General features: G+C 42.4%; 15 protein-coding genes, 2 tRNA genes and 1 pseudogene. All 18 read left to right on the top strand.

Translation table 11 applies throughout. The annotated features are described in order from the left end of the window. Window positions 1–325 precede the first annotated feature (325 nt). The 18 genes and pseudogenes from FJU10_RS17450 (at window position 326) to FJU10_RS17355 (ending at window position 13,746) form a co-directional block, all read left to right on the top strand. Entirely contained in the window at window positions 326–559 is a 234-nt protein-coding gene (locus tag FJU10_RS17450) for a DUF1146 family protein (protein ID WP_008380880.1), read from the top strand. A 90-nt stretch (window positions 560–649) separates the two neighbouring features. Next, window positions 650–1,941: pseudogene (murA, locus tag FJU10_RS17445) on the top strand (UDP-N-acetylglucosamine 1-carboxyvinyltransferase). Window positions 1,942–1,961: 20 nt separating this feature from the next. After that, window positions 1,962–2,138 (top strand): DNA-directed RNA polymerase subunit beta, encoded by a 177-nt coding sequence (locus tag FJU10_RS17440; RefSeq protein WP_005228723.1) that lies wholly within the window; start codon window positions 1,962–1,964, stop codon window positions 2,136–2,138. A 92-nt stretch (window positions 2,139–2,230) separates the two neighbouring features. Beyond that, on the top strand, window positions 2,231–2,506 hold the full coding sequence (gene yidD, locus FJU10_RS17435) for a membrane protein insertion efficiency factor YidD (RefSeq protein ID WP_206600723.1): 276 nt from the start codon (window positions 2,231–2,233) through the stop codon (window positions 2,504–2,506). A 34-nt stretch (window positions 2,507–2,540) separates the two neighbouring features. Then, a complete protein-coding gene (locus FJU10_RS17430) occupies window positions 2,541–2,999 on the top strand; it encodes a GNAT family N-acetyltransferase (RefSeq protein WP_140966535.1) in 459 nt (152 codons plus the stop codon). Between the two features lie 126 nt (window positions 3,000–3,125). Further along, window positions 3,126–4,007, top strand: coding sequence for an ROK family protein (locus FJU10_RS17425; protein ID WP_140966534.1), 882 nt, complete (start codon window positions 3,126–3,128; stop codon window positions 4,005–4,007). A gap of 283 nt (window positions 4,008–4,290) precedes the next feature. Next, on the top strand, window positions 4,291–5,478 hold the full coding sequence (locus tag FJU10_RS17415) for an ABC transporter substrate-binding protein (protein ID WP_140966533.1): 1,188 nt from the start codon (window positions 4,291–4,293) through the stop codon (window positions 5,476–5,478). 108 nt (window positions 5,479–5,586) lie between these two features. Further along, complete coding sequence (locus FJU10_RS17410; protein WP_005228742.1) at window positions 5,587–6,465, top strand: branched-chain amino acid ABC transporter permease; 879 nt, start codon at window positions 5,587–5,589, stop codon at window positions 6,463–6,465. A 9-nt stretch (window positions 6,466–6,474) separates the two neighbouring features. Further along, on the top strand, window positions 6,475–7,452 hold the full coding sequence (locus tag FJU10_RS17405) for a branched-chain amino acid ABC transporter permease (protein ID WP_005228744.1): 978 nt from the start codon (window positions 6,475–6,477) through the stop codon (window positions 7,450–7,452). Continuing rightward, window positions 7,433–8,209, top strand: coding sequence for an ABC transporter ATP-binding protein (locus FJU10_RS17400; RefSeq protein ID WP_140966532.1), 777 nt, complete (start codon window positions 7,433–7,435; stop codon window positions 8,207–8,209). The genes FJU10_RS17405 and FJU10_RS17400 overlap by 20 nt, the downstream gene beginning before the upstream one ends. Then, window positions 8,209–8,910 carry an ABC transporter ATP-binding protein gene (locus FJU10_RS17395; RefSeq protein WP_140966531.1) on the top strand — a complete coding sequence of 234 codons (702 nt, stop codon included), beginning with the start codon at window positions 8,209–8,211 and terminating at the stop codon, window positions 8,908–8,910. The genes FJU10_RS17400 and FJU10_RS17395 overlap by 1 nt, the downstream gene beginning before the upstream one ends. Before the next feature lie 3 nt (window positions 8,911–8,913). Beyond that, window positions 8,914–9,561: a CBS and ACT domain-containing protein gene (locus FJU10_RS17390; RefSeq protein ID WP_077452887.1), complete on the top strand. Its 648-nt coding sequence runs from the start codon at window positions 8,914–8,916 to the stop codon at window positions 9,559–9,561. 122 nt (window positions 9,562–9,683) lie between these two features. Beyond that, window positions 9,684–9,917 (top strand): DUF2969 domain-containing protein, encoded by a 234-nt coding sequence (locus FJU10_RS17385; protein WP_005228752.1) that lies wholly within the window; start codon window positions 9,684–9,686, stop codon window positions 9,915–9,917. Between the two features lie 85 nt (window positions 9,918–10,002). Beyond that, window positions 10,003–10,086 (top strand) — tRNA-Tyr (locus tag FJU10_RS17380). A gap of 4 nt (window positions 10,087–10,090) precedes the next feature. Beyond that, a tRNA-Gln gene (locus tag FJU10_RS17375) sits at window positions 10,091–10,162 on the top strand. A 379-nt stretch (window positions 10,163–10,541) separates the two neighbouring features. Beyond that, window positions 10,542–11,249 (top strand): EAL domain-containing protein, encoded by a 708-nt coding sequence (locus tag FJU10_RS17365; protein ID WP_077452886.1) that lies wholly within the window; start codon window positions 10,542–10,544, stop codon window positions 11,247–11,249. Between the two features lie 4 nt (window positions 11,250–11,253). Next, the gene (locus FJU10_RS17360; protein WP_077452885.1) at window positions 11,254–12,363 is read left to right on the top strand and encodes a GGDEF domain-containing protein; all 1,110 of its coding nucleotides are present in this window, start codon (window positions 11,254–11,256) and stop codon (window positions 12,361–12,363) included. 330 nt (window positions 12,364–12,693) lie between these two features. Beyond that, window positions 12,694–13,746 carry a GGDEF domain-containing protein gene (locus FJU10_RS17355; protein WP_140966530.1) on the top strand — a complete coding sequence of 351 codons (1,053 nt, stop codon included), beginning with the start codon at window positions 12,694–12,696 and terminating at the stop codon, window positions 13,744–13,746. Window positions 13,747–13,754: the final 8 nt, after the last annotated feature.

The raw sequence follows: 13,754 nt of genomic DNA, 5'->3' as shown, positions 1-13,754 counted from the left end.
TCGACGAGCATACGACGATTCACGGGCAGAAAGAGCAAAACAACGTGCAGAACGATCAAATCGAAGAGGCCAAACAAGTCGAAGATATCGACCAGCTTCGTCGCGCAACGGTTGCTTTGCAACCGCGCCATCAAATCGAATCAACGTAGTCAAAACATTCCTAAAAAAACAAGGGCATCTTGCCTTTGTTTTTTTGTTTCTCCAAGAAAACGTTTTAAAAACTTTTTAAAGTCTTTTCATGAAGGTTTCAAGAAAGATTATTTTTTATCTTGACATCTTTGTGGTATGATAGGAATGTTCAATTATGAAAAAAGGAGCAGGAAGTATGCAAGTGTATGGAATTGATGCAATCATTCGAATCGTGAGTCATTTAGCGTTCATCTATTTAGCATTTTGGGCATTGCAATCTGTGCGGATCGATGCTTTTTTTAAAGCCTTACGAACGACTCAGATACGAATGGTCATGGTGTTTCTTGCGATTGCATTAGGCTACACCGCCAGTACTTTTTTCCTTGAGTTGATTGCGTTATGTCGTAATTTATTTTTAACAGGTTTTTAAGAATTTCATTAATATATGCAAAAACACCGAATATTATGCTATAATTGGCAAGATTTGTGTGAGTCACTGCATTATTTGGAGGGAACATAAATGGAAGAGATGATCGTTCAAGGTGGTAATCGATTAACTGGAACAGTGAAGATCGAAGGGGCAAAAAATGCTGTTCTACCTATCTTAGCGGCAAGCTTATTAGCGGAAGAAGGAACAACGACATTAACAAATGTACCGATCCTTTCCGATGTATTAACAATGAAAGAAGTGATTCGGCATTTAAATGTCGCAATCGATTTTGAAGAAGAAAACAATACGATGACGATCGATGCATCACAAGAGTTAGCGATCGAAGCACCGTATGAGTATGTAAGCCAAATGCGCGCTTCAATCGTAGTCATGGGACCTTTGTTAGCCCGTAATGGTCATGCCAAAGTGGCAATGCCTGGCGGCTGTGCAATCGGCAAACGACCAATTGATCTACATTTGAAGGGATTTCAAGCACTAGGCGCTCAAATCATCCAAAAAGATGGATACATAGAAGCGATCGCCGATGAGTTAAAAGGCAATAGCATTTACTTGGATTTCCCAAGTGTCGGCGCAACGCAAAATATCATGATGGCTGCCGTAAAAGCTAAAGGCATCACCATCATTGAAAACGTCGCTCGTGAACCTGAAATCGTCGATTTAGCAAACATTTTAAACAAAATGGGTGCCAAGGTCTTTGGTGCAGGAACCGAAACGATGCGTATCGAAGGGGTCGAACACCTGCATGCAGTAGATCATTCGATCGTCCAAGACCGTATCGAAGCAGGAACCTTTATGGTTGCAGCTGCGATGACTCAAGGAGACGTTATTATTAAAGATGCAATCTCAGAACACAATCGTCCATTGATTTCAAAATTGATCGAAATGGGCGCAGAAGTGACTGAAGTAGCTGAAGGGATTCGTGTCGTTGGACCTGAAAAATTGAAGGCAACAGATGTGAAAACAATGCCTCACCCAGGTTTTCCTACGGACATGCAAGCGCAAATGTCTGCTATTCAACTTTTAGCAGCTGGAACAAGTGTTGTGAATGAAACGGTATTTGAGAATCGTTTCCAACATTTAGAAGAAATGCGTCGGATGAATGCTCATGTCAAAATCGACGGCAACATAGCAGTGATCGAAGGCGGTCATGAATTGCAAGGTGCGCTGGTCTATGCGACGGATTTACGTGCTGCCGCAGCGTTGATTTTATTAGGTCTGCGTTCAACTGGTCGACACGTGTCCGCAATCTAAAATATTTGGATCGTGGCTATTACAAATTCCATGAAAAATTGCAGCAATTAGGTGCTTCTGTGGAACGAGTTTCTGAAGCAGTTGAAGAAACCGTACCAGTAAACGCTTAGTAGGAGTAGGAGAGAATAAAGTGAAGTTGAACCGTTACATTCTAACTAGCTTGATAAAAATTCTAATCGTCATTTTGTTAGCTATTTTATTGTTCTTAGCTGGAACAATGATTGGCTATGGAGTGATTGGCGACGGTAGTCCTTTTAAAGTCTTCTCTCCAAGTCTTTGGAATCATATCTTTGAGTTTATGAAGTAAACCAAAACTAGGACTTACGCCTCGTGCTGAGTCCTAGTTTTTTCTATCTGTCTTTACTGCATCGTGATCATAAAAAGAAAGGTTGGCAAGAAATGAGTAAACTTTTGATTGGCTTTGTTCGTTTCTATCAACGTTTTATTTCCCCATTATTTCCTCCTAGCTGTCGTTATTATCCGACTTGCTCAGGATACATGATCCAAGCGATCCAGGTCCATGGGGCTGCTAAGGGAGGCTTGATGGGAATCGCACGTATCTTACGGTGCCATCCTTTTGTAAAGGGGGGAATCGACTACGTGCCTCAGACCTTTACGTTAAAACGTAACACTGATGATAAAGTCAAACCAACATACCGTTATCGGAAAAGTTAAACGAACATAAGAGAAAAAGAAAAGGAAGAAAAACATGATTCGTCCAATCCACCCTAATGAATCGTATCCTTGGTCACTGTTGCTGGATGCGGATCCTGAAAAAACAGTTGTAGAAGGCTATCTATATGACAGCCAGACGCTTGTTTATGAAGAAGATGGAGAAGTGATCGGTGTCTTAGTGTATCAAGACCAAGGCACAAAGTGGGAGATAATGAATGTGGCTGTCTCCCCAGTAAAGCAAGGAAGGGGCATTGGGGGTCAATTGTTGCAAGCTGCCGAAAAAGCGATTCTTAGTCAGCAGCAAGGTGCAAAACACCCTCTTGTCGTGATCAAAACCGGTAGTCTGCCCTCTGCAGCCTTGACTTTGTACCAAAAGCAAGGCTATGTTGAAAAAGACCGGGTGAAAAATTATTTCACCACCCACTATGCTGAACCGATTTTCGAAAATGGGCAGCAGTTGATCGATCAAGTTATTTTGGAAAAGCAGCTCTAATCCCATAGAGACAGTCTATGTCGATTTTAGGCTGTTTTTTTTATTGTTATCGGAAATCGCTTTCTTCAAGCGGGGACTTACGGTAAAATAGATAGTATCAGAATAATAAAGGATTGAGGGGAAAAAATGGCGATTTTAGTCTTTGATATGGGTGGTTCAGCAGTAAAATACGGCGTCTGGTCACAAGATTCTTTGGTGAGTAAAGGCAAATTTACTACTCCAAATACTTGGGAGGAAATGAAAGCCCAGCTGCAGCAAGTGAGAACAAGCGTAAACGAAGAGATCGAAGGAGTCGGGATCAGTGCGCCGGGTGCGGTCAATGCCCAAGAGCGGCGGATCGACGGCATTAGTGCGATCCCTTATATCCATGGGTTTGACATCTACTCTGAACTCGAAGCAGCATTTGGGGTACCAGTAACCATCGAAAATGATGCCAATTGCGCTGGGATGGCTGAATTTTATCAAGGAGCGGGCAAAGAGTTTCAGCAAGCTGCCTTCGTTGTGATCGGAACAGGCGTTGGCGGCACCCTGTTTCAAAATGGTGAGCTAGTCCGTGGGGCACATTTATACGGTGGCGAATTTGGGTTGATGATCTTGGATCAAGGCAAAACATTTTCGCAATTAGGGACAGCGGTTCAGATGGCTTGGCGGTATTGTGATCGAATCGGTGTAGATCGAGCTACAATTACCGGCGAAGAGGTCTTTCAACGCGCAGAAGATGGGGATGCCATTGCGATCGAGGAAGTCAATAAATTTTACCGCTATTTAGCGCAAGGACTGTTCAGTATTCAATTTGCTTTTGATCCTGAAGTGATCATTATCGGTGGCGGTGTCAGTGCCAAAAAAGGCTTATTACAAGAAGTTGATCAACGGTTGAAAAAAATGCTGGCAGATCAAGCTTTAAATGATTTTGTCCCACTGATCAAGCTTTGTGACTATCGCAATGACGCCAATCTAGTTGGGGCAGCAGCCAATTTTCAAGCATTGTATCCAAGAAATAGCCGCTAACATCTAGATGTGATGTTTTCAAACGTCCTTTTGACAAAAAAATGAAGCAATTCGAAACGTTCAAAAAGTAAGCAAAGGAAAAAAACTTTGCTTACTTTTCTTTTTGCTCAAAAAACTGAAAAGCGATTCCATTGTTGGTGGATCAGTGTTTTAAAACCCCATTTTTTTTATAGCGAAAAAATAAATTCTGAATAGGTGAAATATTCTGATAATTCGTTGACATTTTCCGGATTTTTCAGTATATTGGATAACATATTCAGGGGAAGTGAAGGAGAGGAAAAATATGAAAAAGAAATTTGCGTTTTTGTTTGCGAGTTTGTTTTTGTTGACAGCGTGTAGCGCTGGACCAACAGGTGGATCAACGGACGGCAGCGGGGCTGCTGAAGGTGGCAACAAACAAGAGGGAGATACTATCAAGATCGGAACCAATTTAGAGTTGTCAGGAGCCGTAGCTGCTTATGGGACGGCTGAAAAAGAAGGAATCGACTTAGCAGTAGAAGAAATCAATGCTGCCGGCGGTGTTCTTGGAAAACAAATTGAAATTATTTCGAAAGATAACAAATCAGATAACAATGAAGCTGCTACAGTAGCAGCCAATTTAGCAACGAATGATAAAGTGGTAGCCATCATTGGTCCAGCAACCTCTGGTGCTACGAAAGCAGCTTTGCCTAACGTGACTAGAGCGCAAGTACCAATGGTTACTCCTTCAGGTACTGACGATGCGATTACTTACACTAGTGGGAAAGTGCAAGAATTTGCCTTCCGTTCTTGTTTCCAAGATAGCTTCCAAGGAACGATCTTAGCAAAATATGCGGCTGAAAATTTGGATGCATCAAAAGCCGTGATCTTGGGAGACAACTCAAGTGATTACGCAATTGGATTGACGGAAGCATTTAAAGAAAGCTACCCAGGCGAAATTGTCTTAGAAGATAACTTTACTGAAGGCGACAAAGATTTCCAAGCAGTTCTTACAAGAATCAAAGATGTAGAATTCGATGTCTTGTTCATTCCAGGCTACTACACAGAAGCTGGTTTGATCATCAAGCAAGCGCGGGAATTAGGAATTGATCAAGCAATCATTGGTGCGGATGGATTCGGTGATGAAAAAATGGTTCAAACTGCTGGTGCAGAAAATGTCAGCAATGTTTACTATACCGGCCACTTCTCTACCAAAGCACCAGCAAATGACAAAGTTGAGCCGTTTGTGGCCGCTTTCAAGGAAAAGTATGGCAAAGAACCTTCTGCTTTTAATGCATTAGCCTATGATGCCGTTTATATGATCAAACAAGCAATCGAAGATCAAAACTCAGCAGATTCATTGGCAATTGCAGCTGGTTTGTCTGAACTGAAAGACTTTGTCGGCGTGACAGGTGAAATCACAATGGATGAAAATCATAACCCTGAGAAATCAGCAGTTGTTTTAGGATTGACTGACGGGAAGGAAACCTCAGCAGACACTGTGGAACCTTAAAAACCTGTAGTTGTTTGGCAGTGAAAACTGGGACAGACCTGATGTGTTTGTCTCAGTTTCTTTTCTCTAATGAGAAGAACCATAATAAATGATATTGGAAGTGAGTATATGGAAATGATGATCCAACAATTGATCAACGGCTTGTTTCTAGGCAGTATCTACGCCTTGTTAGCGTTGGGTTATACGATGGTGTATGGCATCATCAAGCTGATCAACTTCGCCCACGGAGAAGTTTATATGATTGGTAGTTTTATCGGTTACTTTTTGATCAATCAATGGCAATTAGGGTTTTTCCCCGCGTTGTTCATTTCAATGATCGCCAGTGCAGCTCTTGGGGTAACGATCGAATTTTTAGCGTATCGTCCCTTACGCAATTCCACGCGAATTTCGGCACTGATCACGGCAATCGGGGTTTCTTATTTTTTGCAAAATGTCATGATCTTTTTCTTTTCAGCCAATGTGCGCCCCTTTCCGCAAGCGATCGAGCGACAAACTTATTCCATCGGGTTTGTTCAAGTAAGTAATGTCCAGTTATTGATCTTGGCTGTTTCGGTTACCTTAATGATTCTCTTGCAATTGATCGTGAAAAAGACCCGGATGGGAAAAGCGATGCGGGCAGTAAGTGTTGATGCAGATGCAGCGCGTTTGATGGGGATCAATGTCAATCGAACGATTTCCTTTACCTTTGCCTTAGGCTCGGCTTTGGCTGCAGCTGGCGGGATGCTGATCGGTTTGTATTATAATTCCATTGATCCATCAATGGGGGTCGTTCCTGGTCTGAAATCTTTTGTTGCGGCGGTTCTCGGCGGGATCGGGATCATTCCTGGTGCAGCTTTAGGCGGCTTTGTGATCGGTTTGGTGGAGACAGCAGCGACAGCGCTTGGTTTTTCTGATTACAAGGATGCTTTAGTGTACGTCATTTTAATAATTATATTGTTGGTTCGTCCAGCTGGGATCCTCGGCAAAAATATCAAAGAGAAAGTGTAGGTGGCAGAAATGAAAAAGAATTTACGTTACAACTTAATCTGGCTCGCTCTGGCAGCTATTCTTTATTTCGGATTATTTGCAGCTTACAACGGCGGGATGATCAATCTGTTTTCTGACGCCATCATTGTCAATATCGGGATCAACATCATTTTGGCAGTCAGTTTGAATCTTATCATTGGTTTTTCAGGGCAATTCTCCTTGGGACATGCCGGGTTCATGGCTATCGGTGCTTATGCTGGCGCGATCCTGTCGGCAAGCAATCCAACCTTTGGCGGCTTTTTAACTGGTTTATTGGTGGGAATGCTGGTTTCAGGTGCAGTCGCATTAGTAGTTGGGATTCCGACCCTCCGTTTAAAAGGTGACTATCTAGCGATCGCTACCCTAGGTGTGGCAGAGATCATTCGGATCTTGTTGGTGAACTTACGAGGCTTGACCAATGGTCCTGCAGGAATTTTCGGATTGCCCCAATTCAGTAATTGGCAGATCGTCTTTCTCTTTGCCGTTCTATCGATTCTTGTCGTGTCAAACTTTATCCATAGCGGACCTGGTCGAGCGACTTTAGCGATTCGGGAAGATGAGATCGCTGCAGAATCGATGGGGGTCAACACAACGAAATACAAGGTAATTGCGTTTGTAATGGGAGCAGTGATGGCAAGCATTGCTGGTACCCTTTATGCCAGCTATCAGCAGTCGGTTTTCCCACGAGATTACGGTTTTATGAAATCGATCGATGTCTTGATCATCGTCGTTTTTGGAGGGCTTGGGAGTACCACAGGAGCAGTTGTTTCGGCAGTAGTGCTAGGAATCTTAAATATGTACTTGCAAGGCTTCTCTGATTTGCGTATGATCATTTATGCATTGGCTTTGATCATCATCATGATCTTTAAACCAAGCGGACTTTTAGGAACCTGGGAATTCTCCGTAAAAGGACTGTTGGACAAATTTAGAAAAAAGGGGGATGACAACGATGCCTCTATTAGAAGTTAAAAGCTTAACGAAAAACTTCGGCGGGTTAGCTGCTGTTTCTCATGTAGATCTCCATCTAGATACCAATGAGCTGGTCGGGTTGATTGGACCAAACGGTGCCGGCAAGACAACGCTCTTTAACCTCCTGACAGGTGTGTATGAGCCTAGTGAAGGCGAAGTGCTTTTTGAGACCCAAGGTAAGCCAAAAGGTTTAAATGGCGTGAAGCCTTATAAAATCGCGGATTTAGGCCTTTCAAGAACCTTCCAAAACATTCGCTTGTTTAAAAACTTGACCGTGATGGACAACGTTTTGATCGCTATGAACAGTAAGCATAAAGAAGGACTACTGACGAGCATCTTGCGTTTGCCAAAGTATTACAAAAACGAAGAATCCATGAAGAAAAAAGCCTTAGAGCTGTTACGGATCTTTGATATGGATGGCAAAAGTCAAACGTTAGCGAAAAATTTGCCTTATGGCGAGCAACGCCGTTTAGAGATCGTACGCGCATTAGCTACAGAGCCAAAAATTTTGTTTCTTGACGAGCCGGCAGCGGGGATGAATCCTCAGGAAACAACAGAACTGACAAAGCTGATCTATAAGATCCAAAAAGATTTTCAATTGACGATCCTCTTGATCGAGCATGATATGAGTTTGGTCATGGAAGTGTGCGAACGGATCTATGTACTGGAATACGGGCAAGTCATCGCCCACGGTGAACCAGAAGAGATCAAAAACAATCCACGGGTAATCGAAGCCTATCTAGGAGGGGAAATCTGATGCTGGAAATTCAAAATTTAAGTGTTCACTACGGCATGATCCAAGCAGTTCATAATGTTTCCTTCCACGTCAATCAAGGAGAGATCGTTTCGCTGATTGGTGCCAATGGTGCCGGGAAAACCACGATTTTACGGACGATTTCTGGATTGATCCGTCCTTCAAAAGGCTCCGTCACTTTTGAAGGAAAGCAAATTGAGAAAGAAGCACCGCAAAAAATCGTCGCAAACGGCTTGTCGCAGGTGCCAGAAGGGCGGCACGTCTTTTCCGGTTTGACGGTTCAAGAAAACTTAGAGATGGGCGCCTTCTTGCGTAAAGACAGTGGTGTCAAAGAAGACTATGAACAAGTTTACCGCAAGTTTCCTGTATTGAAAGAACGTCTCTCGCAAGATGCGTCGACATTATCTGGCGGTGAGCAGCAGATGTTGGCAATGGGGCGGGCATTGATGTCAAAACCGCGCTTGCTTTTGCTGGATGAGCCATCGATGGGCTTGGCACCAATTTTTATCAAAGAAATTTTTTCCATCATTCAAGAAATCAAGCAACAAGGAACGACTGTGCTGCTGATCGAACAAAATGCGAAAATGGCTTTATCGATTGCCGATCGCGGCTATGTATTAGAAACGGGGAAAATCGTTTTAGAAGGTACTGGAGAAGAATTACTAGCAAGTGATGAAGTAAGAAAAGCGTATCTAGGAGGCTAAACAATGAGCGTAAGTGATTTTATGACGAAGACGGTCGTCACCGTCGATTCGCAGACACCGATCTTTGATGCAGTAGATTTAATGAAGCAGCATGATATCCATCGTCTGCCCGTCGTTGACGATGGTAAATTAGTAGGGTTGATCACAGAAGGAACGATCGCTGAAGCAACTCCCTCAAAAGCGACAAGCTTAAGCGTTTATGAAATGAACTATCTCTTAAATAAAACGACGGTCGCTGATATCATGTTGAAAAAAGTGACCACGATTGAACCAGATGCACTATTAGAGGACGCCATTTCCGTCATGCGTAGTGAGAACGTGGGGGTTTTACCAGTCATGGATGATGATGCCCTAGTGGGAATCATTACCAACAATGATATTTTTGATGCCTTTTTGAAAATCACTGGCTACCACGATGGCGGGACCCGAGTATCGATCGAGATCACGGATGACCATGTGGGGGTTTTAGCAGACGTGACGAAACTCCTTGCCGATCATCAAATGAGTATTTTGACGATTGTGGTAAATCGGATGGCACTAAAAACAGTTGTTGAGATCCAAGTAGAATCACGGCAAGTCGCAGCAATCGAGAAAATTTTAAGCGATGCAGGTTATACCGTGACGAGTGCTGTCTTGACGAACCAGAAGTGATCTAAGGAAATGTAGCTGATCGTAAAGATTGGCTACTTTTTTTATTTCCAGAAGAGATTTTCTTTTTCTTTTGCTGCTTTTCTGTTAAAATAGGAAGGTGCTGTAAAGAAAGAGGTGCAACCATGTCTAAGAAAAATAAAGATATCGAAGTCCGTATTGAAGAAACAACAAAAGCCATTCATGGCAAAGACTATACCGTCAATGAATTGTTTATCGGTAAAAAACGCATCGGTGAGATTTTAACAACTGGACCAAAAGAATTTCAAAGCTTTTTAGGGGATGAGGATCTAGGTTCGAGCAGAAGCTTAGAAGCTGCCATCGAGATGATTATTCGCCAATGGAATTTACATGAATAATTTCTAGAAAAAATTACTTTTTGCTCTTGCAATTTGTTATCTTTTTCGGTATTATAACTATTGTCAGGTTTGAGAAAAACCTTTTGGAGGAGTAGCGAAGTGGCTAAACGCGACGGACTGTAAATCCGTTCCTTAGGGTTCAGTGGTTCGAATCCACTCTCCTCCACCATTATTGGGGTATAGCCAAGCGGTAAGGCAACGGACTTTGACTCCGTCATGCGTTGGTTCGAATCCAGCTACCCCAGTCAAAGAAATACGTAGAAAAAACAGCAAGCAGACTTGCTGTTTTTTTGTTATTTAAAAAGAATCGTTTTTTTATAAGTACTTAGGGAAATAGGAAGCTGATGAGAAAGAAGCAACTTTCAACGTGCAAGTTTCTATGAAAAAGCAAAAAGTGGTTACTTTGGGGCATTTCTATTAAACAGGCATGGGGTTGCCGTCCATTCTTTCACGGAAGTCTCTTTCAGAGAATTTAAAATATTTGGGCATTTTTGGTTCTGTTTGGTATACTTAGGCAAATCAGTTCCTTTACGAGAACCATTTTTTTGCATGAGAAACGAACGATGACAGGAATATTACCGATTCTCGGATATGATAACTTTACTAGATGGGGGCTTAACGAAGATGGGGAATGAAACAACTTGGGAAAACATAGATCGCCTTTATCTGTTGTGTCAACCAATCATGCAGGTAGAATCGCTAAGTCAGCAAGAGCTGAATGGCTATGAAGTCTTACTGCGTAGCGAGAAGAACAACCGCTTCCCACAGCAAGAATTCAGTACAATGATTCAAACTGAAAGCGGCAATCAGCAATTGATGGAATGGTATGCTAAGGAATTGCGGCGTTTGTGTCAAAAAAAGCCGGAAACCCGCTTTAGTGTCAATATTCATCCACAACAGCTGCTGTGGCAGTCAACGTGGTCCTTTTTTGAAACGATGGCTGTTCATAAGGAGCAGTTGCAGATTGAATTGACGGAGCATCCCGTACGCATACAGCAGGAGTCATTTGATTTGTCTAGCGCCCTCGCAAAAATCAAAGCCTATGGCTATGTGATTGCGGTCGATGATATCGGTTGCGGACAAAATACCCTCTCGTTGGTCTTTGCCAATCTTGCCAGCGTTGATTGTTTGAAATTTTCGTTGTTACCGTTTATTCAGCTTGATGAGGAGATTGGCTTCAGCTTTTTGGCTTGTTGGTTGAAGGTTGCCCAAAAATATCAGCTTGAGCTGATCGTTGAAGGCATCGAGAACCGCGAAAAAATGGTACAGTTGCTTGAGATGGGGGTGCATTTGCAACAAGGGTATTTATGGTCTAAAGGAGAGCGATTGTGATGGAATGTTAGAACGAGGCGTGCTTTTGGCGTTTGGTTTGCCGCTGATGATTGCCAGTTTACTGGTGACCGCAGATGTTTTTGTACGAAGTGTGCAAAAAATATCGGTTTCTCGTCCATTTAAGTATTTTATTATTGGTATTCTGACGTTTACGCATTTGTATTTTATTCTTTCTTTTTCAATGAATTCAGTTGGGTTTATCTGTTATCAATACACAACTGCTTTTATAGCGAGTCATTTTTTCTATGGCGATCGTGGTAAGATCTTGATTTTGATAACGCCGTGTATGGTCGTCTTTTATTTGTGGTTTGTCGGTTTTTCTGATGTGGGTAAAGCTTTTTATCTTCCATTATTCGGAGTTGGGCTCTTTGTCCTTGATTTTCTTTTATCAAAAGTCAAGCGGATCCGTCCGCAACAGCAATTTTATTTGATGTATTTTTTGACCTGTCTGCTCTCACCGCGTTTTTCGATGCTGGTCCATCATACGACGACCTATGACTGGGAAGCGATGCTGGCAGTATTTGTTGGTTCTTTTGTGCTGTTGGGCGGCTTTATGTGGCTTCATCGGTTGATTGAAGGCGAAGAGTACCAAGTACTGGCAGAGTTGGCGAATAGTAAGATCGATGCGTTGACCGGCTGCTTCAATTATGGGACCTATAACCACGATCTGCTTCAAGCCGTTTCACAGAAAAAGACTGTGACGATCGCCATGATTGATCTCGATCACTTCAAAAAGGTCAACGACCGTTATGGTCATATCGCCGGAAATGAGTTGTTAAGAACCTTTGCCTCACGGACGACTACTTTTTTAGAGGCGCATTTTGCCGAGACCTTTTCCTTTTATCGTTATGGCGGAGAAGAGTTCTGTCTCGTGATCGAAGGGGATGTCAAAGAAAAGACCGTAGCTGCGATGACGACACTGTGTCAAACCATTTCCAGCAGTATGTTTCCTGTGGCCAATTTTGAAAAAGGGACGATGTCTTTGTCTTGCGGCGTTGAAGCGAGTACAGTTTGTCATGGCGATATCTTGGCAGCTGTTGAAAGAGCCGATCAAGCCCTCTATCTCGCAAAACAAAGTGGTCGAAACCGGGTGTGCACCTTGCCTGAGACGTAAAAAATAATGGAAAAATAATTTACACAAATTCACAAAGAATTAAATGTTTATGCACAAAAAGTTAGTAATAATAAAGAAATAATGTTATTTATTTAGAAAATATACATTTTGATCATTTTATTTATTTTTAGAATCTTCTTATATCAACAAAAAGATTGAAAATATGTATAATTTCTGGTAAATTATTTTAAATCAAGAGTGATAGAAACTGTCAATGATAAATAGTGATCCTTACTTGATGCTCCGTCCGCTTTTCCATGAAACATCTTTGGAAATGTTCTGTCGAATCAGCAAGTAAGGGTTCTTTTTTTTAGAAAGGAAGCGCAGGAAATGGCAAATACGCTGGTTGTCAATACACTCGCAAATTTAGGTGCAATCATCATCAATATTTACTTGTTGTTCAAAGTCAGTGATGGCTTCGTAGGGCAAGGGACCTTCAAAGCAAAGCAGATCGCAGCGGCGATTGTTTGTGAAACCGTGGTAGGGATGTTGCTAATGAACTTCTCTTATGTCGTATATGAAACAAGATTTGACCTGCGCTTTTTGCTTTACGCTTTTTCTATGAAGTATCTGGGCTGGAAGGTGACCGTACCAACGATGTTCAATCTAGCGTTAGGTCGTTTTTTGTTTGAAGTATCAAAATCTTCTTGGTTGAACTTATATCTCAGTTTCTTTTTGATGGTGACCCTGACGTTTCTCCATGCTTGGGCCAAGCAGCGGCTTAGTGACAAACAAGAGTTGATTTTATCGATCACCTACTTGATTGTTATCTCCTTTCTATTTGGCTGCTATTTGACTGGCGATATTCAAAAAACGACCTTAATTTATATAGTTTATGGCATTCTTGCTTATACGTTGGCGTTTTTCCTTTACTCAATATTAAATGATATGCAGCGCATTTTGGCTTTAGTCAAAATCGATGATTTGACGCAGTTGAACAACTTTCGTAAGTTTCAAGAGGACCGCCAACGCCTAGATACGACCGAGGTGGACTTATCGATTGCTTTGATCGATATCGATCATTTCAAAAATTACAATGACCGTTACGGACACCGTGCCGGGGATGTGATTTTGCAAGAAATCGCTCGTATTTTTTTGAACTACTGTACGGCTAGCAATCCGGTCTATCGCATCGGTGGGGAAGAGTTTGCGATCTTGATCCAAGGAGACGCACAGGCTGCTGCTTATCTCCTCGAAAAAATCCAAAAGCGCATCCGTTACCAAGAAATCATCTTGGATGCCGGCGATTCGGTCAGCATCACGTTGTCGATTGGGATCGCACAACGGCAAAGGGGCGAGCTGCTGATGCAAACACAAGAACGTGCCGATCAAGCATTGTATCGCGCCAAGCGCAGCGGTCGCGACCAACTCTGTCTTTACTGATGGGGTTG

Source organism: Enterococcus sp. OL5 (assembly GCF_006491895.1).
GTDB classification, from domain to species: Bacteria; Bacillota; Bacilli; order Lactobacillales; family Enterococcaceae; genus Enterococcus_D; species Enterococcus_D innesii.
This window is presented reverse-complemented; position numbering and strand designations above follow the sequence as displayed.